This is a genomic window from Pigmentiphaga sp. YJ18 (assembly GCF_038066655.1).
Classification (GTDB): domain Bacteria; phylum Pseudomonadota; class Gammaproteobacteria; order Burkholderiales; family Burkholderiaceae_B; genus Pigmentiphaga.
This window is the reverse complement of sequence record NZ_JBBUKU010000004.1, coordinates 294814-316514: the sequence shown is the minus strand read 5'-3', so window position 1 is coordinate 316514 and position 21701 is coordinate 294814. Positions and strand designations below refer to the sequence as shown.

Below are 21701 nucleotides of genomic sequence, written 5' to 3'. Positions count from 1 at the left end.
AAAGAGATCAAATTGACCGAAAAATAAATTTTACGGCAATCACAGCTCTATTTACTCTTGCCGTCACTCCACGCCGCCGCGTGGCATGCAGCGATGACAAGAGGCAGCCATGGCCGTCAACCCACCCATCGACCTGTACTGGTCGTTCCGCAGTCCCTACAGCTACCTGGTACTGCCACGCGTCGAAGCGCTGGCGCGCGAGCACGGCGTGCACTGCAACGTCAAGATCGTCTACCCGCTAGCCATCCGCTATCCGGAGCACTTCAGCAGACAACACGCACTGGCGCGTCCGTACTTTCTCGCCGACTCGGCACGCGTCGCGGCTTTCCTTGGCATGCCATTCCGCCGCCCGGTGCCCGATCCGATCGTGCAGGAGCCACGCACGCTCGAGATCGCGCACGATCAGCCCTACATCCGGCGCCTGACCCTCCTAGGCATCGAGGCACGGCGGCGTGGCAAGGCGCTGCCCTTCATCGTGCAGGTAAGCCGGCTGCTGTGGGACGGCAGCGTCGATGGCTGGGACCGGGGCGACCATCTCGCTCAGGCAGCGCGGCGGGCAGGCCTGGACCTGGCCGATATGGAGCGGGCCATTGCCGCCAATCCGCAAACGCACGAAGAGACCGTACAGGCGAACCAGCGTGACCAGCACTCGGCGGGACACTGGGGCGTGCCGCTGTTCGTCTTCCAGGACGAACCCTTCTTCGGCCAAGACCGCTTCGATCTGCTGGTATGGCGCCTTGCCCAACACGGCCTCGTTCCGGTGGCCTGACCTCGCCTCGACAGGAGTTTTCCATGCTTACAGACAACCAGAACGCGGCATCCGCCTTCGATCGCCTGGGCCAGCTCATCGACGGCCAGTGGGTCGGCGGCGGCCGCCATGGCGAAACCGTCGTGAACCCGGCGACCGGCGACAGCCTGGGGCGCTTGCCGCATGCCTCGCCCGACGAGCTGGGGCGGGCCGTCGCGGCGGCGGAACGGGCCTTCGGCGCCTGGTCGGCCACGCCGGCCCTCGCCCGGCGGCAGGTGCTACTGCGGGCAGCCCGGCTGCTGGAGGAGCGCAGCGCCACGATCGCCCGCACGCTCACGCTCGAACAAGGCAAGCCACTGGCCGAGGCCCAGGCCGAGCTGACGACGGCAATCGAAGTTTTCGAATGGTATGCCGAGGAAACGCGGCGCCTGTATGGACGGATCATTCCCGCACGGGCCCTGGACGTGACCCAGGCAGTGCATCACGAACCGGTCGGCCCCGTGGCGGCATTCACGCCGTGGAATTTCCCGGCACTGACGCCTGCCCGCAAGATCGCCGGCGCGCTGGCCGCTGGCTGCACACTGGTCATCAAGCCGTCGGAAGAAACACCGGCGACCGCGCTCGAACTGGCGCGCGCCTGCGTCGACGCCGGCCTGCCTCCCGGCGTGCTGAACATGGTCTTCGGCGCGCCGGCCGAGATATCGGAATTCCTCGTCCGCAGTTCGCCCATACGCAAGATCACGTTCACCGGATCGATACCGGTGGGCAAGCATCTGGCACAACTCGCGGCCTCGAACGGACTGAAACGCTGCACGCTCGAGCTTGGCGGCCATGCCCCGGTCCTGGTCTTCGACGACGCCGATGTCGAGCGCGCCGCGCAGGTCAGCGCCGCCGGACGATTCCGGAATGCGGGCCAGGTATGCGTGGCGCCGTCGCGGTTCTACGTCCATCGTAGCGTGGCCGAACGCTTCGCCGCCGAGATGGCCAAGGCCGCCCGGGCCCTCGTATTGGGCAACGGACTGGATACCGCCACGACGATGGGGCCACTGGCCAACCCGCGCCGACTGGCGGCGATGAAGCACTACGTACAGGATGCGTTGCAGGCCGGAGGCCGCCTGGAAATAGGAGGACGGCAACCCGATCGGCCAGGCTTTTTCTTCGAACCCACCGTGCTGAGCGGAATGCCGGACCACGCGGCAGCGATGCGCGACGAAACATTCGGTCCGATCGCTCCGGTGGCGACGTTCGATACGCTGGACGAGGCGCTTGCCCGTGCCAACGGCCTGCCGTACGGCCTCGCGGCATATGCCTTCACGGAATCGCCACGTACCGCGGCGGCAGTATCGCGTGGCCTGTCGGCCGGCATGGTCGGCATCAACCATCTGGCGATTTCGATCGCTGAAGCTCCGTTCGGCGGTGTCCGCGAAAGCGGCTACGGCTCAGAAGGGGGAACCGAAGGCTTGTCCGCCTACCTGACCTCGAAGTTCGTCACGCAACTGGCCACATGATCGCCCGGCATTGAGCGGTCCGACCGCAAAAAAAGGAGCACGCCATGGAAAGAACATATCTCGCGCAAATAGCGCGGGCGAGCGGCCTCGCCGCGGCCACCATGCTGGGATTCTGCGGCGCCGCCTCAGGCGCCTATCCGGATCGTCCCGTGAAGATCGTCGTACCCTTCGCGGCAGGCGGACCCGCCGACATCCTGGGCCGCCTGGTCGCCCACGGCCTGGCGAGCCGGCTGAAGGCCACGGTGATCGTGGAAAACAAGCCGGGCGGCGGCGGCAACATCGGCACGGCGCAGGCGGCCCGGGCCGACGCGGATGGCTACACGCTCGTCATCGGCTACATCGGGCCGTTCGCCGTCAATCCCTCGCTGTACAAGAACCCGGGCTTCGATCCGATCAAGGACTTCTCCCCTGTGGCGCTGCTGGCTACCAGCCCGCTGGTCCTGGTAACCCGTCCGGGACTGGGCGCCGACAGCGTTGCCGGGCTGATCGACATGGCCAGGACGCGCAAACCCGCCTTGACGTACGCCTCGGGAGGTGTCGGATCGGCCAACCACCTGGCAGGCGAACTGTTCAAAGCGGCGGCCGGGATCGATCTCGTCCACGTGCCCTACCAGGGGATCGCCCCGGCGACCACGGACCTGCTCGGCGGACAGACCGACCTGATGTTCAACGGCATTTCGTCGGTCCTGCCGCACATCAAGGCTGGCAAGCTGCAGGCGCTGGCCGTGACGACGTCCAGCCGGCTGGCATCCCTGCCCGGCGTCAAGACGATGGAAGAGGCCGGCGTGAAACCGTTCGACGTAGCGGCATGGTTCGGCCTGCTCGCGCCACGCGGCACGCCCCCCGCCGTGCTGGACACCCTGGAGCGCGCGGTGCGCGACACCATGATGTCGGACGAAGCGTCGCAACGCCTGGCCGCGACGGGGCTGGAACGGCGCCTCATGTCGCAGGCGGAATTCGGCAAGTTCATCGGCAGCGAACTGAAAGTATGGTCGGCGGTCGTGCGCAATTCCGGCGCCAGCGCCGACTGACCGTCGCACAGGTACGACCATGGGCAACCAGAACGACAACGAGGCGGGAATGAACGGCAGGCCGAATATCCTTCACATCATGGCAGATCAATTGACCGCCTTCGCGCTTCGCGCGTATGGCAACCGCGTCTGCCAGACCCCTCATCTCGATGCGCTCGCCGCGCGCGGCACGGTGTTCGAGAACTGCTACTGCAACTTCCCCGTCTGCGCGCCTTCGCGCGCGTCCATGCTCACCGGACGGCTGCCGTCCAGGCTCGGGGTCTACGACAATGCCTGCGAGTTTCCATCCAGCGCGCCCACCATCGCCTATTACCTGAGCGCGCTCGGCTATCACACCAGTCTGGCGGGCAAGATGCACTTCATCGGACCCGACCAGCTCCACGGCTACCAGGAGCGGCTGACGACCGACATCTACCCTTCGGATTTCGGCTGGACCCCGGACTGGCGGCTGATGATTCCCGTGGCAGCCACGGGCCTGAACCTGCGCAGCGTCGTGGAGTCCGGAACCTGCCGGCGCAGCCTCCAATTGGACTATGACGACGAAGTCACGGCCCGGGCGATCCAGCGCATCTACGACTACGGACGTGACCCGGCCTGCCGCCCCTTCTTCTTCACCGTGTCGTTTACCCACCCGCACAATCCCTACGTCATCACCGACGAATACTGGAACCGGTACGACCCCGCGGACATCGACGCTCCGCGGGTGCCGCCACCGGCCCCTGCGCAGGACGATCCGCACAGCCGCCGCCTGCGGGAGATCTACCGTTTCGACGAGTACCGCGTCGACGCCGAAGACGTCCGGCGCTCGCGCCATGCCTACTACGCCATGATCAGCTACGTCGACGACCAGGTCGGCCGCATCCTGCAGGCGTTGCGCGACATGGATCTGGAAGACGACACCGTGGTGGTGTTCACTTCCGATCATGGCGACATGCTGGGCGAGCGAGGGCTCTGGTACAAATGGACGCTGCTCGAAGGCGCGGTCCGCATCCCCTTGATCGTCGCCACACCGGGACAGCTGCCAGGACGGGTCCGCGATCCGGTGTCGCTGCTGGACCTGCTGCCCACGTTGATGGACCTGGGAGGAGGTCGGGACCTGCAACCGGTGTCGGACATGGAAGGCGAAAGCCTGCTGCCCTGGCTGGAAGGCCGCCAGCGCCCCCGCCCCGATCGCCCGGTATTCGCGGAAATGAATGCCGACGGCGCGCTGGGCCCCTGCCTGATGGTACGCCGCGGTCCGTGGAAATACATCTACGCGGAAAGCGACCCTCCCCAGTTGTTCCAGGTGGAGGACGATCCCGACGAGACGCGAAATCTTGCGGGCCGTGGCGAAACCCTGCGCATCGAGCAGGAACTGCATGCGCTGGTGCATGGCCATTGGGATACCGCCCGGCTGGCGAAAGACATGGTGACGAGCGCCGGACAGAGATTGTTCATCCAGCGCACCCGCCAGGCCGGGCAGTTCCCCCCCTGGGACTACGAGCCACGCCGGGACGCCTCCCGCCAATTCGTGCGCAGCGGCGAGAACGGATCGGCCACGGAGGCCAAAGGCAGAGCGAGGTATCCTTTCGTGGCACCGAAGCCTCCCGACTCCCGCCGCTGAACCCGGCCGCAGACCACTCCCAAAGAGAATAGCCATGCTGCATGAACTTCGCATCTACCGCTGTATGCCCGGCCGCCTTGCGGACGTCGCCCGGCGCTTCGAATCCACCACGCTCGCGCTCTGGAAACGGCACGGCATCCGCCAGGTCGGCTTCTGGACCGTCTACATCGGCCAGGACAGCCAGGACCTCTACTACCTGCTGGAATGGGAAAACCTGGCGGAGCGCGAACACAAATGGAACGCCTTCGCGAGCGATCCCGAATGGCTCGCGGCCAAGGCCGAGACCGAAAAGAACGGCCCCATCGTCGCCGCCATTTCCAACCAGATCCTGGTACCGACGGCGTTTTCCGCCATGCGCTGATACGGCGCTGCGGCGTCAACCCGCGGCGGCCTCCTTGCGTGCGGCGCGGTTCCGCTCGGTCGCCGGCGCATCGATCCCGCCATCGGCGCCGAACACGACGCCATAGTCGCGGATCGCCGCCTCGCGCGAGACATAACCCTGCCGCACGTCCCATTCGACGGCCGGCAGTTCTCGCTCCAACGGATCCCCCCAGCCCCCGCCACCGTTGTTGGCGGCACAGACCCGGGTCCCGGCGGGTACCTGCACCGCCACCCGCGTCCCGGTGATGGGCTGGTCCTCTCCCGGCTTGTGGATCTCGCCATGGCCAGGCATGCCGTCCTTGCCGCCGAACAGGCCCCAGGGCGGGAACTTGCTGCGGTCAAAGTCCAGGGTCGCCGTGGCGGGCGTCGGAGTCACCACCTCCATGCGGGTCCCCAGTCCGCCCCGCCAACGCCCGGCCCCGCCGGAATCGGTCACCAGTTCGAAGCGCCGGACCAGGCCCAGGCCCTCGCTTTCCTCCACTTCGATCGGCACACGGCGGCAATCGCCATGGGTAGTCGTGTGCAATGCGGACTGGCCATCGCCGCCCCAGTGCGCGCCCCAGCCGCCCAGCGTATTGCCGCCGCCCTGCCAGAACTGGCGCGTGCCGGCGTAGCGGGCGCGCACGCGCCCACGCCCGTACTGCGCGTTGTTGCCCGCCGGGATCTCGTTCGGAATAGCCTGCGAGAACGCCTTCAGGATCACGTCGATGATCGTCTTGATCGGCGTCGACCAGAGTCCCATCGCCGCGTCTTCCGAAGCACTCACCAGCGTGCCGAGCTTCAGCGCGATCTTCAACGGCCGGAACTCGCCCTCGTTGGGAAGCAGGAATGGCGCCACCGCTCCCTTGAAGGCTACCTTGGCGGCGCTCTCGCCTCCCCCCGTGGCGCCCGAGTTCAACGGCCCGGCCACCTGCGGCGGCATGTCGGTGAGATCGACCGTGATGTCCTCGTCCTCGACTACCACCGTGACGCGGATCGGCACCGGGTCGTCGGTGATGCCGTCGCCGTCCAGGAAAGACTCTGCGTAATAGCGGCCGTTGGGAATCTGGCGGATGCGCTGGCGCACGTAGCGCTCGGACTGGTCCCAGCACTCGTGGATCGCCGCCTCGACCTGGTCCCAGCCATAGCGCGCGACCAGGTCCTCGAAGCGGCGCTTGGCCAGCTGGCAACCCGCGATCTGCGCTTCCAGGTCGCCGAAGGTCTCGTCCGAGTGCCGGGTGTTGTAGCGGATGATGCGTTCGAGTTCGACGTCGATCTTGCCGTTCTTGTAGATCTTCGCGTTGCGGAACTGAATGCCTTCCTGGTAGATCTCGGTGGCCGGCCGCGCCTGGAAGCCGCCGCCGACATCCGGCCAGTGCGTGCGCAGCGCCGAGAAGGCGATGATGCGCCCGCCGTCGAAGATCGGGGTGTACATCACGACGTTGTTCAGGTGCTGGCCGCAGACGCCCGCGTGGTTGTTGATCAGGTAGTCGCCGTCGTGCAGGTCGTCGCCCCACATGGCCACGCCGTCGAGCACGGGCGTGCCCAGGTCGGCCACGAACGAAGGAATGCTGCCGCGGCCCTGGGCGATGGTCTCGCCCCTGGCCGTCACCAGGCCGACGCTGTAGTCCTTGAACTCGCGGATGATGGTGGAAAACGCGGTACGCGTCAGATTGGCCTCGGTCTCGTCCATCATCGCCACCAGCGAATAGCGGATGACTTCGAGGGTGATCGGGTCGACGCGGCGCGCGCCCGGTCCGGTACGCGGCTTGGGCATGGCGGTCATGCGGGGCTCCCTGCTGGGGGTTTCGCGACGATCGGGTTGCCGTAGCGCCCGATCCGGGGGATTTCGAACTCGATGCGGTCGCCGGGCTGCAGGAACCAGGAGCCGTCCTTTTTCTCCATGCCCGTGCCCTCGCATGTGCCGGAAGCGAACAGGTCACCGGGATAGAGCGTCTGGTCCACCGAGTAGTACTCGATGATGCGGGCGAAATCGTGGATCATGTCGGCCGTCGTGCCGTCCTGCCGCAGTTCGCCGTTGACCCACGTGCGGATCGCCACGTCGTGCGGATCCAGCCCTTCGTCGGCCGTCACGATCCACGGCCCCATCGAGGCGGCGCAATCGAAGTTCTTGTGGTGCCGCACCCAGTTCATGTCTTCGAGGTCGCTGTTCTGGTCGCGGGCGCTGTAGTCGCAGAACACCGTGTAGCCGAAGGCATGGCGCAGCGCCTGTTCGCGCGGAATATCCTTGCCCTGCGCGCCGATGATGAGGGCGATCTCGACTTCGTAGTCCAGCTTGCGGGTGCGCGATGGGTAGAGGACCGGCTCGTCGGGCCCGACCACGGTGTCGGCGAACTTGATGAAACCGGCGGGCCGCTTGGGAATCTGAGCGCTGGCCGGCATCTGCGGCCGCGTGTCGCCCGCCGCGGCACGTTCCGCATTGGCTTTCTGCGCCGCCTTGCTGTGCCCGGCGAAATTGCGGCCCATGCAGATCAGCTTGGAGCCGAGGCTGGGCAGCGGCGCCAGCAATGGCGTGGCGGCCAGGTCCATGACCAGCGGCCCGTCCGCCGTGGCGCGCGGCGCCGGCCCTTCGGCCAGCACGAAGTTCAAGGCCGCGTAAGCCGCATCGAGCGCCGCCGGGCCCGCCTTGATGAAATCGAGCAGATCGGCCGGCACCTCGCCCTTGTCGGCCCCGCGCAACTGTGCCGAACGGGCGCGGTTCAGGTCGACGAGCCGTTCCCCGACGACGGCGGCGATTCGGCCGCTTCCGTATTTGGCGATTTTCATGGCAATTCCCGGCGGCCTTGTCGCGCGAACCTCATTCGCTCCATGACATCTCCAGCACGTCGTCCTCGAGCAGCCTGACGTTCCATCCCTGCGGCACGTGCGTGGTGGTCGCGTGGTCCTCGATCAGGCAAGGTCCGGGATAGGACGCACCAGCAGCCATGCCACCGCGGCGGTGCACGGCGTAAGTCTGGAAGTCGCCGGCCTGAATCGAGTAGACCTGGCGCGAGGTGGACGCCTCGTGCACGCGCGCCGACGGCACGCTGGCATCCTGCCCGTCTCCCAGCGCCGCCTGGCAGCTCACGCGCAGCGACACGATCTGCACCGGTATGGGACTGACGTGGCCGTAGCGTTCCGCATAGATCTGATCGAAGCCGCGCTGGAGCGCGGCCGGGCTCAGGTCGTCCAGCAGGCGCACCTTGACGGTCTGGTCCTGGCCACGATAGCGCATCTCGGCATAGTTCTCGAACCGCATCTCGCGCGACGCCCCCAGCTTTTCGGCTACCGTGCCCGCCAGGCCCTGCTCGAGCGTGCGCAGCACATCGGCCAGGCCGGGAACCTCCGCTCCGTGCTCGGGCAGGTCGCAAGTCCAGGTGCGCGAGGCATCGTAACGGGCATCGGCGTACAGCATGCCGAACGCCGAGAAGTGCGCGGGCATGCTGGGAATCAGCAGCGTCCGGATGCCCAGTTCCTCGGCAAGCTCGGCGGCATGCAACGGGCCATTGCCGCCGCAGGCCACCAGGGTGAAGTCGCGCGGATCCTTGCCACGCTCGATCGAGACGCGGCGCAACGCGCCCGACATCGTCACGTTGGCGATCCGGATGATGCCCGCGGCCATCGTGCGGGCGTCATAGCCCAGCTTCGCGCCCAGATTCCGGAGCGCCTTCATGGACAGGTCGCCGTCGATCTTCATCTCCCCGCCCAGAAAGCGCGTGGGGTCCAGACGTCCGAGCGCGATGTTGGCGTCAGTGACGGTGGGCTGGTCGTTGCCCAGGCCATAGGCGGCCGGCCCCGGATAGGCGCCGGCGCTGCACGGCCCCACGCGCAGCGCGCCAAGCTCGTCGATCGCCGCGATGCTGCCGCCGCCGGCCCCCACCTCGACCATGTCGACCACCGAGGTCTGCAGCGGATAGCCGTGCTCGAATCCATCCACGTAGTACAGCGAATCGAAGCTGACCACACCGTCCTGCACGAGTGCGCTCTTGGCCGTCGTGCCCCCCATGTCGAAGGTGATCAGATTGCGCCGCCCCAACTTTTCACCAAGCTTGATCGCGCCTGCGATCCCGCCGACCGGCCCCGATTCCATCAGCAGCACGGGCAGGCGCTTGACGGTCGCGACGTCGGCCACGCCGCCGTTCGACTCCATCAGGAAAAACCGGCCCTTGAAGCCGCCTTCGGCCAGCAGCCTCTCGAGCTTGCCCAGGTAGGTGCTGACCTTGGGTCCGACGAAGGCGTTGAGCACCACCGTGGACGTGCGTTCATACTCGCGGTACTCCTGCGACAACGTATGCGATGCCGTCACGAACCAGTCGCCACACTCGGCGGCAATCTCGGCCGCGCGCCGTTCGTGCTCGGGATTGCGATAGGAATGCAGGAAGCAGATGGCGATGGCCTCGGCGCCCTTGTCCCGGGCCTCGGCCAGTACCTCGCGCAGTTGCGCCTCGTCCAGCGGCACGACGGCCTTGCCGTCGGCGCCCATGCGCTCGTTCGCTTCGAGCCGGAACTCGCGCGGCACGAAAGGTTCATGGCGCTTGAACAGGTAATTGAATGATTCGGTCCGGTTGCCCCGGCCGATCTCCAGGACATCGCGAAAGCCGTCGGTGGTGATCAGGGCCGTGCGCGCGCCCTTCTTTTCCAGGCAGGCATTGATGACCAGCGTGGTGCCGTGCACGAATGTCTCGAACTCCTCGGGCGATCTGCCCAACTTGGCCAGGCAGTCGCGGATGCCGCGCGACGGATCGTCGGGCGTGGTCGACGCCTTGGCGAACCAGCGTTCGCCGGTACTCGGGTCGACCGCGGCCAGGTCGGTGAACGTGCCGCCGATGTCGACGGCGACCCGCAGCGCCGATGGCGCCGCGGACTCGGAAGGGTGGCTCATTGCGGGCGTGCTCTCTTCAGTCGATCTTGAGGTCTTTCATGCGCGCGAGATAGTTCTTGCGCGAGGCATCCAGTTGCTTCGCCAGTTCGGCGCCGCGATAGGGATAGGCTTCCATGCCGTTGATATCGAGGAACTCTTCGGCGAACGCCGGCGCATCGACGATCCTGGCGGTGTCCTCGGCAAGCTTGTCGACGATCGCCTTGGGCGTGCCCGCGGGCAGGTAGAACGAGAACACCCCGCTCGGACGGTCGAAGCTGTACCCCAGTTCGGCCAGCGTCGGGACATCGGGCAGCAGCTTGGACCGCTGGCTGCCGGTGTAGGCGATGGTCTTGATGCGGCCCTGCCTGGCCAGCGGCAGCGCGGTGCTGACGGTGGTCACCGCCATCTGTACCTGATTGGACGCCAGCGCCAGCATGAGTTCGTTGCCGCCCTTGTAGGGAATGTGCGAGAACTCGGCATCGATCCCCTTGGCGAAGGCGGCGGCGTCGAGGTGGGCGACGCTGCCGACGCCCCAGCTTCCGTAGTTGAGGGTACCCGGTTGCTTGTGCGCCAGCGCGGCGAGTTCCTTGACGTCGTTGGCGGGAATGCCGTTGCTGATGGAGACTACCGACCGGACCTGGGCCAGCCCGACCACCGGGATGAAGTCCTTGACCGGGTCGAACGGCAGGTTCTTCTGCAGCAGCGGCGCGGCTTCCATGTTGTTGGCCGTGCTCATGAGAATGGAATAACCGTCCGCCTCGGCCTTGGCGACCTGATTGCCGGCGATGCTGCCGGTGGCTCCGGGCCGGTTCTCGACGATGACCGGCTGGCCCCAGGCCTTGGACAACCGCTCGGCCACGCCGCGCGCCAGCAGGTCCTGCACGCCCGCGGGCGGAACGCCGATGACGATCCGCACCAGGCGCGAGGGATAGGCCTGAGCCGAAGCCACGGCCGGCAGCACCGCCGCCAGCGCGGCCAGTGCGAGCAACGCTCTGCGAGAACTCATGGGATGTCTCCTTGTGCGCCGTCTGCGTGCGGCCATGGGTATGGGGCAGATATTCAGCGAATCAGCGAATTGATTCAATCGGGTCTTTTGGAAATAATTGTTCCATACACGGCACAATCCAGGAGCACCGATGAAGCCCGAACTGCTGCGCAATGTCGCGGTATTCGTCGAAGTGGCCAAGGCCAGGAGTTTCACCAAGGCGGCATCCGCGCTGGACCTGCCCAAGTCCACCGTCTCAAGGCGCATCCGCGAGCTGGAGCGGGACGTGGGGCTGCGCCTGCTCAAGCGCTCCACGCGCATCGTCCAACTGACCGAGGAAGGCATGAACTATTACGCGTCATGCCGCACGCTGCTCGAAGGACTGGAAGCCACCCACGACGAATTGCTCAGCGCCCGGCACCGGGTCCAGGGACACTTGCGCGTGGCGATCCCCACCAGTTTCGCCTTGCGCCTGATCGACAACCTGCCCGCGTTTGCCGCGAAACACCCGGAACTGCACATGGAGTTCGACTTCACCATGCGCCCGGTCGACCCCGTCAGCGAAAACTGCGACATCGCGATCTGCTTCGGAGAACCGGCCGACTCCGGCCTGACGGCCAGGAAGCTGGCCGACATCCCGATGTACGTCTACGCCTCGCCGGCCTATCTCGCGGCGCACGGCGAACCGGCCGTACCGGCGGATCTGTCGACCCACACCTGCGTACTCGGCACCCGCATCGACCACGTCGGCAACCAGGGCGTCTGGCGGCTGCGCAGCGGCCGCCGGCGCATCGAGGTCATGGTCGGAGGCACCATGTCGTTCAACAGCGTCGGCATCATCCGCCAGGTCGTGCAGGCAGGTGGTGGCCTCGCCATTCTTCCCGAGAAGCTGTGCCGGCAGGACGTACAGGAAGGCCGTCTGGTGCGCGTGCTGGACGACTGGAGCGCCCCGCCGGTGTCGGCCTACGCGCTGACGGCGACGCGGCTCATGCCCGCCAAGACGCGCGCCTTCCTCGATTTCGTTTCGGCGAATCTGTAGCAGCGCATGCCCTGACGCTGCGGCTCGATGCTATCTGCGACCGGCCGCCAGCGGCGCCAGCACACCGACGTCCTTCGCCTGCGGCAAGCCCCGCACCTGGTCGACCAGCCGGTCAACCTCGGGTTCCGTATAGCGCCGCGCCAGTTCGGCACGAACACGCATCACGTGGTCTTCTTGTGAATAGGGCCGCGACACCGAGCCCTTCGGTGCCGCGACAAACCGGTTCACGCGCCGGCCGTCGCGCAAGGCCAGCGTCACGCGGGCCCCGACCGATTCGGCGGTGCTGGCGCGCTCGGCCTCGTCGTCGATCACGCACTCGACCTTGGCGGCCAGCCCCATCACCACGGGATCCTCCAGGCCTGCCTCGAAATCGTCGATGTTCAGCGCGTAGACCTCGCTGCGGATCCGCTTGCGGATCGCCAGCGCCACGCTGAAGGGTGCGCTCATTTGCGCGCCTTGCAGGCTGGCGGGCGCATTGCCGGTCAGGCGGCCCTGGATGACGCGCGGAATGCCCAGCGTGACGGCCTTGATGTCGCCGGCCGCCACATCGTGCTCGCGGCACAGGTCCACCGCCGCCTCGACCGCCGCCAGCACGCGGGCGCTGCACGCATGCGGCTTGATCGATACCTCCGTCATCCGATAGACGGAGCCGAGCCGGTCGGACAGCGGCGCGAAATCGATCTGATCGGCATATGCGCGGGCAAAGCCGTCCTGCCCCTCAAGGATGTCGAGCGGGCCCGAAAAACCGGCCTCGGCCAACAAGGCGGCATGTACGCCGGAACGCGCCGCCTGGGCGGCATGGATACGCTTGACCGTCGACCCCGAATGGAAGAACTGCACCAGCCCGCCACTGAACGATGCCGCCAGGCCCATCGTCTGCGCGATGCGGCGCGCGTCGCCGGGGAACAGCAAGGCCGACGCCGCGACCGCCGAGCCGAACACGCCGCAGGTGGCCGTGCTCTGGAAACCCCGCTTGAAATGGCTGGGCTGGATGCACAGCGCGATGCGGATCATCGCCTCGTAGCCGGCCACCACGGCCGCCAGCATGCGCTCGCCCGCGAACCCCCGGCTCTGGCCGATGGCCAGAGCCGCCGAAAAAACGATGCAACCGGGATGCAGCATCGCACCGACGTGCGTATCGTCGGCATCGATGCTGCCGGCATAGACCGTGTTCAGGAAAGCGGCGCTGGCCGGATCCGTGCGCTGGTCAGAGAACAACACCGGCGCCTTGCCCAGGCCGCCGGTCTGCCGGACATAGTCGCGCGCCCACTGGCTCCAGGGCATGCGCTCGCCCAGCGATGCGACGCGCAGGTAGTCGAGCGCGAATTCGAACAAGGCGGACCGCAGGGGCGTCGGCAGCCGTCCGTAGGTCAGCGCGGCGGCGAATGACGCCAGTTCCAGCGTCGGGGCCGGTCTTTCCATGATTGCTCCTGATTCATCCACGCAGCGAGAACAACGGCGCCACCGACGCCAGCCGTTCGGGATGGCGGGCCTGTTCCAGCCAGGCATCGACCGGACCGGCGCCAAAGCGCGGCGCGGCGATGGCGGCAAACCGCTGCACGACTTCGTCGGCCGTGATGGGATTGCGCGGACAGCCCTTCGGGTGTTCGACGAATTGCTCGACCCGGCTGCCGTCCTTCATCGTGATGGTGACGCGCGCCGGCACCGCCTCGGCCGTCGTCAATGCCTCGACCCTGGCATCGACCACGCATCGGGTACGGGCCGACAGGTCGCGGATGGCGGGGTCGTCCAGATATTGCTCGAAATCGTCGACCGACAGCGTCAACGGGCCTTCGCGCCCAGGCGCCAGCGCCACGGCCATCGCGGCGGCGAACGGCGTGCTCAGTTGCGCCTGCTGGTAGTCGACCGGCCTGTTGGCTGCCAGCTTGCTCATCATCGCGCCATGCACGCCCAGCTCCATCGACGCCACCTGTTCGACCCGCGCGCCGGCGCGCGCCAGCATCGCCGCGCCTTCGATCGCGGCCTGCATGCGCACGCTGCCGGCATGCGGCTTGAGCGAGACCCATTCCGTGGGGAAATGCCGGCCGAGGTCCTTGACCGCCGTAGACGGGTCGAAGCGGTCGGAAAAAGCCCGCCCGAATCCCTGGCTGCCCTCGATGGCGTCGCGCGGACCGGTCAATCCGGCGCGTGCCAGCAGCGCGGCCTCGATGCCGTTGGCGGCCGCCTTGCCGGCGTGGAAGCGCTTGATGTCGGACCCTGACACGAAGAACTGCGACAGGCCGCAGGCAAAGGTGGCGGCGATACCCAGCGCATCGCGCAGGCGCTCGGCAGGCAGCCGGAACAGGCGCGCGCAGGCAACGGCCGCGCCCAGCGCGCCGCACGTGGGCGTGCCCTGGAAGCCGCGCAGCGAATGCTCGGGCTGGATCGACATGCCGACGCGAATGGCCACCTCGTAGCCGGCCAGCACCGCGGTCAGCAGCTCGCGGCCGCTGGCGCCGGCGATCTCGGCCGTGGCCAGCGCCGCCGGCCAGATGCATACGCCGGGATGGATGATGGCGGCAACGTGGGAATCGTCCCAGTCCAGGCCGCCGGCGGCCGTGCCGTTGATGAAGGCGGCGCGGCCGGCCTCGACCCGCCGGCCCGCGTACAGCAGGCTGGCGCAGTCGGCGCCGCTGGCCGAACCGAAGGCCTGCCCGACGGCACGTGTCCAGGGCTTGTCGCTTCCCACCGCGGCCGCGCGGAACATGTCGATCATCAGCACCGGCATGATGGCCTGGACATGCGGCGGCACCGTCTCCCAGTCGAGCGCGGCGGCGAAGCGCGCCAGCTCGTCGGTGACGGCAATGGACGAAGATTGGGCTGGGTTCATGGCAGGGACTTCAGGCGGCAGGACGGAAAGGGACGGCGCGGAACATCATTCGGGCGAAATGCCGGCGGCCTTGACCACCTTGCCCCAGCGATCGTAGTCGACTCGCAGATAGGCCGTCAGATCGGCCGGCGTGCCGCTCAGCAGGTCCACCCCTTCCGCATTGAAACGATTGATGGCCTCGGGGCTGGTCAGGATCTTGGTTGCCGCGGCATTGAGCTTGTCGACGACTTCCTTGGGCAAGCCGGCCGGCCCCCACAGGCCCCACCACTGGTTGGCCTCGAAACCCGGCAGGCCGGACTCGGCAATGGTGGGCAGCCCCGGCGCCAGCGGCGTTGGCTTCAGGCTGGTGATGGCCAGGCCGCGCAGCTTGCCCGACTTGACCATGGGCGCCACGCTGGCGTAGTTGGAAAACAGCACCGATACCTGGCCCGCGGCGGTATCGGCCACGGCCGGCGCCGCGCCCTTGTAGGGCACGTGCAGCATTTTCACGCCCGCCTGCTGCATGAACATCTCGCCCATCAGATGGCTGAGCGTACCGACCCCGTTGGAGCCGAACGCGATCTTGCCCGGCGCGGCCTTGGCGGCGGCGATGACGTCTCCGACGGTCTTGTACGGCAGCGTGCTCGTCACCACCAGTTCATTGGTGGCATAGCCGACCAGGGAGATGGGCGTGAAGCTGGTGAACGGGTCGTATGGCCGCTTGGCCGTCAGGTGCGGGTTGATCGACATCGTGCTGGACGATGTCAGCAACACGTATAGCCGTCAGGATGGGCCCGCGCCACGTAGCTCGTGCCGATGGCGCCGCCGGCGCCCGCGCGGTTGTCGACGATGAAGGTCGCATCCATTTCCTTGCCCAGTTCCTGGGCCATCAGGCGGATCACCACATCGGCCGCGCCTCCCGGCGGGAATGGCGTCACCAGGCTGACGGGCCGGCTGGGATAGTCCTGCGCGTGGGCCGGCGCCCCGGCGGCCAGTACGGCCAGTACGGCCGCGGCGAACAGGGTTTGAATCGTGCGTAGGTGGGTCTTCATGATGTGTCTCCTCGTTCTTTGTGGCCCATGATTGCATATTTATGCATATAAATGCAATCTTGATGCAATCCGACCAGGACGGGGCGGCGGCGGAAAACCGCTAACATCCTGTCTGCGTGCCGGATTCGCGGTGCGCAGCCTCTGCTTTTCTCCGACACGCTGATAGTCCCCACTCCGGAACATGTCGACCGCCCAACGTCCGCGCAGCGAATCCCGCACAGCCGTCGTCCCCGAACTGGCCGGCCGCATCCTCGCCCACGCCAACGCCCAGGGGCTGCCTGCCGGCACCCACCTCACGGCCCAGTCGCTGGGCGATCATTTCGGCGTATCGCGCTGGACCGTCAGCCAGGCCCTGCAGCTGCTGGCCGACAAGGGCGTGCTGCGCCACGAGGCCAATCGCGGCTATTTCCTGTCCGACGCCGAACTGGCGGCGCCCGAACAACTGGGCCTGAGCGCCCAGCCGGAACTGACCCGCGTCTACTTCCAGATCGCCGAAGACCGGCTGCGCGGCCAGCTCAAGGACCACGTCACCGAAACCTATCTGCGCCAGACCTACCGGCTCACGCACCGGCAGTTGAGCGAACTGCTGCGCAAGATCTCGCGCGAAGGCTGGGCGGAACGGCGGATCGGCTACGGCTGGACCTTCTCGCCCATCCTGCGCACGCCCGAGGCGCTGGAGCAGACCTACAGCCTGCGGCTGGCGATCGAACCGGCCAGCCTGCTGGAACCGAGTTTTCACCTGAGCCCCGAGGCCGCCGCCCGGCTGCGCGAAGTCGAGGGCCAGATCCTGGCCGGCGGCGCCGACACCATGACGGCCGACGAACTGTACGAACACGCGGTGAAATTCCACGAAACCCTGGCCGAGGCGTCGCAAAACCCGTTCTTCAGCGACGTGCTGCGCCGGGTCAACAAGGTGCGCCGCCTGCTGGTGTACCGCGCCATGGTCGACCGCCAGCGCTATTACCGCCAGGCGCGGGAGCACCTGCACATCCTCGATCTGATCGAGGCCGGCCGCAATCGGGAAGCGGCCGACGCCATGCGCGATCACCTGCAGGGCGTGGTGGTCAATCTGCGCGGCGCCCGGGCGGGCGGCGACGCGCCTATAATCAACGATCTGCCCCCAGGCAGCTAGAATTCGACTCCCAGCTTCCGCTTTGCCACCGGCTTGAATCCGTCCGCCTCGTCCGCTCCGCCGTCCGCCCTGCGCATCTTCCGGGGCCTGCCGCCGCCTTCGCTGCGTCGTCCGTGCGCGCTGGCGATCGGCAATTTCGACGGCGTGCACCGCGGCCACCAGGCCATCCTGGCCCGGGTGCGCGAAGCGGCCCATGCCCGGGGACTCGTGCCGACGGTCATGACCTTCGAGCCCCACCCCCGAGAATTCTTCGCCGAACTGCACAAGCGCCCCGAACTGGCCCCTACCCGCATCGCCGGATTGCGCGACGAGCTGTGCGCGCTGGCCCGCTACGGCATGCAGCACGTGGTGGTGGAACGCTTCAACGCGCGCCTGGCCTCGATGCCAGCCCAGGCCTTCATCGACCAGTTGCTGATCGAGGGCTTGCACGTGAAATGGCTGCTGGTGGGAGACGACTTCCGCTTCGGCGCCCACCGCACCGGCGACATCGCCATGCTGCGCGCCAGCGCCGCCCAGCATGGCTTCGAGGTCGAATCCATGGAGTCCGTCACCGACCAGGGCCAGCGCATCTCCAGTTCCGCCGTCCGGACGGCGCTGGCGGTCGGCGACCTGGACCGCGCCGCCGAACTGCTGGGCCATCCCTACAGCGTCAGCGGCCACGTCATCCATGGCCAGAAGCTGGGCCGCACGCTGGGTTTTCCCACTCTGAACCTGCGCGTCTCGCGCCGCTGCCCGGCCCTGTCCGGCATCTTCGTGGTGCAGGTGCACGGGCTGGCCCCCGAACCGTTGCCCGGCGTGGCCAGCCTGGGGGTGCGCCCCACGGTCGACGACAGCGGCCGGGTCCTGCTGGAAGTCCATGTCTTCGATTTCAGCGGCAACGCTTACGGTAAACTCGTGCAGGTGGAATTCCTGAAAAAGCTGCGCGACGAAGAGAAGTTCGTCGACCTGCCGACCCTGAAGGCGGCCATTGAAGACGATGCTCTCCAGGCGCGCAAATATTTTGGTCTCCTCCCTACGCGCTGACGCGCTCCCCCAGAGGCGAAACCGGCGGACTGGCAAAGCCAGATCCGCGGTTTCCTGAACCTAGGGAAATCATCCTGGGCTGACGCACCGTTGCTACCGCTGGCAGCCAGCGATAGCAACAACGCAGCAGGCCAAGACACTTCCCCTGGACCCAGGATGCGGTGGATCCGGCTTTGCCGGTCCACCCGCATCGCCCCCTGGGGGGCGCGCGTCAGCGCGTAGGGGGGGGCAACGACATGGACTACAAGAAAACTCTCAATCTTCCCGACACTCCGTTCCCCATGCGCGGCGATCTCGCCAAACGCGAGCCCGGCTGGGTCGCGGCCTGGGAAGAAAAGCACCTGTACCAGGCCATCCGCGCGGCCAGCGCCGGGCGGCCGCGTTTCGTGCTGCATGACGGCCCGCCCTACGCCAACGGCGACATCCACCTGGGGCACGCGGTCAACAAGATCCTGAAGGACATCATCGTCAAGAGCCGCACGCTGGCCGGCTTCGATGCGCCCTACGTGCCGGGCTGGGACTGCCACGGCATGCCCATCGAGATCCAGATCGAGAAGAAATACGGCAAGGGGCTGCCGGTGGCCGAGGTGCAGTCCAAGGCGCGCGCCTACGCGACCGAGCAGATCGACCGGCAGCGCAAGGACTTCAAGCGCCTGGGCGTGCTGGGCGACTGGGACCACCCCTATCTGACCATGAATCCGCGCAACGAGGCCGACGAACTGCGCGCGCTGGGCGCCATCCTTGAAAAAGGCTTCGTCTTCCGCGGCCTGAAGCCGGTGAACTGGTGTTTCGACTGCGGCTCGGCGCTGGCCGAGGCCGAGGTCGAGTACGCCGACCGCACCGACCCCGCCATCGACGTGGCCTTTCCCTTCGCCGATCGCGCGGCGCTGGCCAAGGCCTTCGGGCTGCCCTCGATCGACGAGGAAGGCGCCATCGTCATCTGGACCACCACGCCGTGGACCATCCCGTCCAACCAGGCGCTGAACGTCCACCCCGAGATCGACTACGCGCTGGTGCGCGTGAAGACGCCGCAGGCCTGGGGCACGCTGCTGATCCTCGCCCGCGAGCGCGTCGAGGCCTGCCTGCAGGCCTGGGACCTGGAAGGCGAGATCGTCGCCACCTGCAAGGGCCTGGCGCTGGACCACATCGCCTTCCACCATCCGCTGGCCCGCAAGGACCCGGGCTACGACCGGCTCTCGCCCGTCTACCTGGGCGACTACGTGACCCTGGACACCGGCACCGGCATCGTGCACTCGGCGCCGGCCTACGGCATCGAAGACTTCATCTCCTGCAAGAGCAACGGCATGCCGGACGCGGACATCATCAGCCCGGTCATGGGCGATGGCCGCTACGCCTCGACGCTGCCGCTGTTCGGCGGCCTGACCATCTGGGACGCCAATCCCCGGATCGTCGCCACGCTGGAGGAAGCCGGCACGCTGCTCAAGGTCGAGAAGCTGCGCCACAGCTACATGCATTGCTGGCGCCACAAGACCCCCATCATCTACCGCGCGACCAGCCAATGGTTCGCCGGCATGGACATCCTGCCCGCCGAAGGCGGCGGCACGCTGCGCGAACGCGCGCTGGAAGGCATAGAGGCGACCCGCTTTTACCCTTCCTGGGGCAAGGCGCGGCTGCACGCCATGATCGCCAACCGGCCGGACTGGACGCTGTCGCGCCAGCGCCAATGGGGCGTACCCATGGCCTTCTTCGTGCATCGCGAAACGGGCGAGCTGCACCCCCGCACGCCCGAGCTGATCGAACAGGTCGCGCAACGCATCGAACAGGACGGCATCGAGGCCTGGCAATCGCTGGATCCGCGCGAGCTGCTGGGCGACGAGGCCGACCTGTACGAGAAGAACCGCGACACGCTGGACGTCTGGTTCGATTCCGGCACCACCCACCAGACCGTGCTGCGCGGCTCGCACGCTGCCGACGGCGCCTGGCCCGCCGACCTGTATCTGGAAGGTTCGGACCAGCACCGCGGCTGGTTCCATTCGTCGCTGCTGACCAGTTGCATGCTGAACGGCACACCGCCCTACAAGGCCCTGCTCACCCACGGCTTCACCGTGGACGGACAGGGCCGCAAGATGAGCAAGTCGCTGGGCAACACGCTGGCGCCGCAGAAGATCTCCGACACGCTGGGCGCCGAGATCCTGCGCCTGTGGATCGCCAGCACCGACTACTCGGGCGAACTGTCGATCTCGGACGAGATCCTCAAGCGCGTGGTGGAGTCGTATCGCCGCATCCGCAACACGCTGCGCTTCCTGCTGGCCAACCTGAGCGACTTCGACGTCGCCACCCAGGCCGTGCCCGACGCGCAGATGTTCGAGATCGACCGCTACGCGCTGGCCATGACCGCCCGCCTGCAGGAAGAGATCACGGCGCTGTACGACCGCTATGAATTCCACCCGGCCACGGCGCGGCTGCAAACCTTCTGCTCCGAAGACCTGGGCGCGTTCTACCTCGACATCCTGAAGGACCGCCTCTACACCACCGCACCCGGCAGCGTGGCCCGGCGGTCGGCGCAGACCGCGCTCTGGCACGTCACGCAGGCGCTGCTCAAGCTGATGGCGCCCATCCTGTCGTTCACCGCCGAGGAAGCCTGGGCGCTGGTCAAACAGGGTTCGCTCACGATCTTCACGGAAACCTTCCACGCCGTGCCGGCGCAGCCGGACGCCCAGGCCCTGCTCGAGAAATGGGGCCGCCTGCGCCACCTGCGCGGGGAAGTCACCAAGAAGCTGGAAGAAGTCCGCGCGGCGGGCGGCATCGGCTCCTCGCTGCAGGCCGAGATCGACATCCACGCGCCGGCGTCCGACCACGCGCTGCTTGCCAGCCTGGGCGAGGACCTGCGCTTCGTGCTGATCGTCTCGCGCGTGGGCCTGCATGCCGCCGAAGGCGACCTGCGGATCGACGTCGCCCCGTCCGGCCACAAGAAGTGCGAGCGCTGCTGGCACTGGCGCGAGGACGTGGGCGTCGATCCCGAACAGCCCGAGATCTGCGGCCGCTGCGTCGCCAACCTCGAGGGCACGGGCGAACCGCGCGAGTTCGCCTGATGGGCGCGCCCGCCCCGCGTTCCCGGCTGGCGGCCTGGCTGGCCATCGCCGCGCTCATCATCGTCGCCGACCAGGTCACCAAGGTCGCGGTGGACAAGCTGTTCGCCTATGGCGAGCGGCTGCCGCTGCTGCCGGTGCTGGACTTCACCCTGCTGTACAACCGCGGCGCGGCCTTCAGCTTCCTGGCCGGCGCCGACGGCTGGCAGCGCTGGTTCTTCACCATCCTGGCGCTGGGAGTCTCCGGCTTCATCGTCTGGATGCTGTCCCGCCACGGCCACCAGCGGCTGTTCTCGTGGGCGCTGACCCTGATCCTGGGCGGCGCCCTGGGCAACGTGATCGACCGCTTCATCCACGGCCACGTCATCGACTTCGTGCTGGTGCACTACGGCGACTGGTTCTTCCCCGCCTTCAACCTGGCGGACTCGGCCATCACGGTCGGCGCGGTGCTGCTGATCATCGATGAAGTAAGGAAGAAACCTTCCTCTGCATAATAGAGC

General features: G+C 67.3%; 18 protein-coding genes. 10 read left to right on the top strand and 8 right to left on the bottom strand.

Annotation, left to right across the window (positions count from 1 at the left end):
• The first annotated feature begins 109 nt into the window (after positions 1 to 109).
• The 5 genes from WKR98_RS23910 to WKR98_RS23890 are packed head-to-tail and all read left to right on the top strand — an operon-like array spanning position 110 to position 5251.
• A complete protein-coding gene (locus tag WKR98_RS23910; protein WP_124690283.1) occupies positions 110 to 769 on the top strand; it encodes a 2-hydroxychromene-2-carboxylate isomerase in 660 nt (219 codons plus the stop codon).
• Between the two features lie 23 nt (positions 770 to 792).
• Positions 793 to 2256 carry an NAD-dependent succinate-semialdehyde dehydrogenase gene (locus WKR98_RS23905; RefSeq protein ID WP_341434861.1) on the top strand — a complete coding sequence of 488 codons (1464 nt, stop codon included), beginning with the start codon at positions 793 to 795 and terminating at the stop codon, positions 2254 to 2256.
• Positions 2257 to 2300: 44 nt separating this feature from the next.
• The gene (locus WKR98_RS23900) at positions 2301 to 3287 is read left to right on the top strand and encodes a Bug family tripartite tricarboxylate transporter substrate binding protein (protein ID WP_124690285.1); all 987 of its coding nucleotides are present in this window, start codon (positions 2301 to 2303) and stop codon (positions 3285 to 3287) included.
• 19 nt (positions 3288 to 3306) lie between these two features.
• Positions 3307 to 4890 (top strand): choline-sulfatase, encoded by a 1584-nt coding sequence (gene betC / locus WKR98_RS23895; RefSeq protein ID WP_445936152.1) that lies wholly within the window; start codon positions 3307 to 3309, stop codon positions 4888 to 4890.
• A gap of 34 nt (positions 4891 to 4924) precedes the next feature.
• Positions 4925 to 5251 (top strand): NIPSNAP family protein, encoded by a 327-nt coding sequence (locus WKR98_RS23890; protein ID WP_341434860.1) that lies wholly within the window; start codon positions 4925 to 4927, stop codon positions 5249 to 5251.
• Between the two features lie 15 nt (positions 5252 to 5266).
• Here the strand turns inward: WKR98_RS23890 and WKR98_RS23885 are convergent, their stop codons facing one another.
• Genes WKR98_RS23885 through WKR98_RS23870 form a run of 4 tightly spaced genes read right to left on the bottom strand, consistent with a single transcriptional unit; the run spans position 5267 to position 11117 of the window.
• Entirely contained in the window at positions 5267 to 7036 is a 1770-nt protein-coding gene (locus tag WKR98_RS23885) for a hydantoinase B/oxoprolinase family protein (protein ID WP_341434859.1), read from the bottom strand.
• On the bottom strand, positions 7033 to 8037 hold the full coding sequence (locus WKR98_RS23880; RefSeq protein WP_341434858.1) for a fumarylacetoacetate hydrolase family protein: 1005 nt from the start codon (positions 8035 to 8037) through the stop codon (positions 7033 to 7035). The genes WKR98_RS23885 and WKR98_RS23880 overlap by 4 nt, the downstream gene beginning before the upstream one ends.
• Positions 8038 to 8068: 31 nt before the next feature.
• Complete coding sequence (locus WKR98_RS23875) at positions 8069 to 10132, bottom strand: hydantoinase/oxoprolinase family protein (protein ID WP_341434857.1); 2064 nt, start codon at positions 10130 to 10132, stop codon at positions 8069 to 8071.
• Between the two features lie 16 nt (positions 10133 to 10148).
• On the bottom strand, positions 10149 to 11117 hold the full coding sequence (locus WKR98_RS23870; protein ID WP_161567865.1) for a Bug family tripartite tricarboxylate transporter substrate binding protein: 969 nt from the start codon (positions 11115 to 11117) through the stop codon (positions 10149 to 10151).
• A gap of 130 nt (positions 11118 to 11247) precedes the next feature.
• Between WKR98_RS23870 and WKR98_RS23865 the strand changes: the two genes are divergently transcribed.
• Complete coding sequence (locus WKR98_RS23865) at positions 11248 to 12135, top strand: LysR family transcriptional regulator (RefSeq protein ID WP_124690291.1); 888 nt, start codon at positions 11248 to 11250, stop codon at positions 12133 to 12135.
• 30 nt (positions 12136 to 12165) lie between these two features.
• Here the strand turns inward: WKR98_RS23865 and WKR98_RS23860 are convergent, their stop codons facing one another.
• Genes WKR98_RS23860 through WKR98_RS23845 form a run of 4 tightly spaced genes read right to left on the bottom strand, consistent with a single transcriptional unit; the run spans position 12166 to position 15996 of the window.
• The gene (locus tag WKR98_RS23860; RefSeq protein WP_161567866.1) at positions 12166 to 13557 is read right to left on the bottom strand and encodes an MmgE/PrpD family protein; all 1392 of its coding nucleotides are present in this window, start codon (positions 13555 to 13557) and stop codon (positions 12166 to 12168) included.
• A gap of 13 nt (positions 13558 to 13570) precedes the next feature.
• Positions 13571 to 14965 carry an MmgE/PrpD family protein gene (locus WKR98_RS23855; protein WP_341434856.1) on the bottom strand — a complete coding sequence of 465 codons (1395 nt, stop codon included), beginning with the start codon at positions 14963 to 14965 and terminating at the stop codon, positions 13571 to 13573.
• 45 nt (positions 14966 to 15010) lie between these two features.
• On the bottom strand, positions 15011 to 15715 hold the full coding sequence (locus tag WKR98_RS23850; RefSeq protein ID WP_341434855.1) for a Bug family tripartite tricarboxylate transporter substrate binding protein: 705 nt from the start codon (positions 15713 to 15715) through the stop codon (positions 15011 to 15013).
• Positions 15709 to 15996 carry a Bug family tripartite tricarboxylate transporter substrate binding protein gene (locus tag WKR98_RS23845; RefSeq protein WP_341434854.1) on the bottom strand — a complete coding sequence of 96 codons (288 nt, stop codon included), beginning with the start codon at positions 15994 to 15996 and terminating at the stop codon, positions 15709 to 15711. Before WKR98_RS23845 ends, WKR98_RS23850 begins: the two co-directional genes overlap by 7 nt.
• Positions 15997 to 16177: 181 nt before the next feature.
• On the opposite strand from WKR98_RS23845, the gene WKR98_RS23840 reads away from it, so the two are divergent.
• The 4 genes from WKR98_RS23840 (at position 16178) to lspA (ending at position 21695) form a co-directional block, all read left to right on the top strand.
• Positions 16178 to 17128 (top strand): GntR family transcriptional regulator, encoded by a 951-nt coding sequence (locus WKR98_RS23840; protein ID WP_124690295.1) that lies wholly within the window; start codon positions 16178 to 16180, stop codon positions 17126 to 17128.
• Between the two features lie 69 nt (positions 17129 to 17197).
• Positions 17198 to 18151, top strand: coding sequence for a bifunctional riboflavin kinase/FAD synthetase (locus WKR98_RS23835; protein WP_341434947.1), 954 nt, complete (start codon positions 17198 to 17200; stop codon positions 18149 to 18151).
• A gap of 236 nt (positions 18152 to 18387) precedes the next feature.
• The gene (ileS, locus tag WKR98_RS23830; RefSeq protein ID WP_341434853.1) at positions 18388 to 21204 is read left to right on the top strand and encodes an isoleucine--tRNA ligase; all 2817 of its coding nucleotides are present in this window, start codon (positions 18388 to 18390) and stop codon (positions 21202 to 21204) included.
• Entirely contained in the window at positions 21204 to 21695 is a 492-nt protein-coding gene (gene lspA, locus WKR98_RS23825; RefSeq protein WP_124690297.1) for a signal peptidase II, read from the top strand. Before ileS ends, lspA begins: the two co-directional genes overlap by 1 nt.
• Positions 21696 to 21701 lie beyond the last annotated feature (6 nt).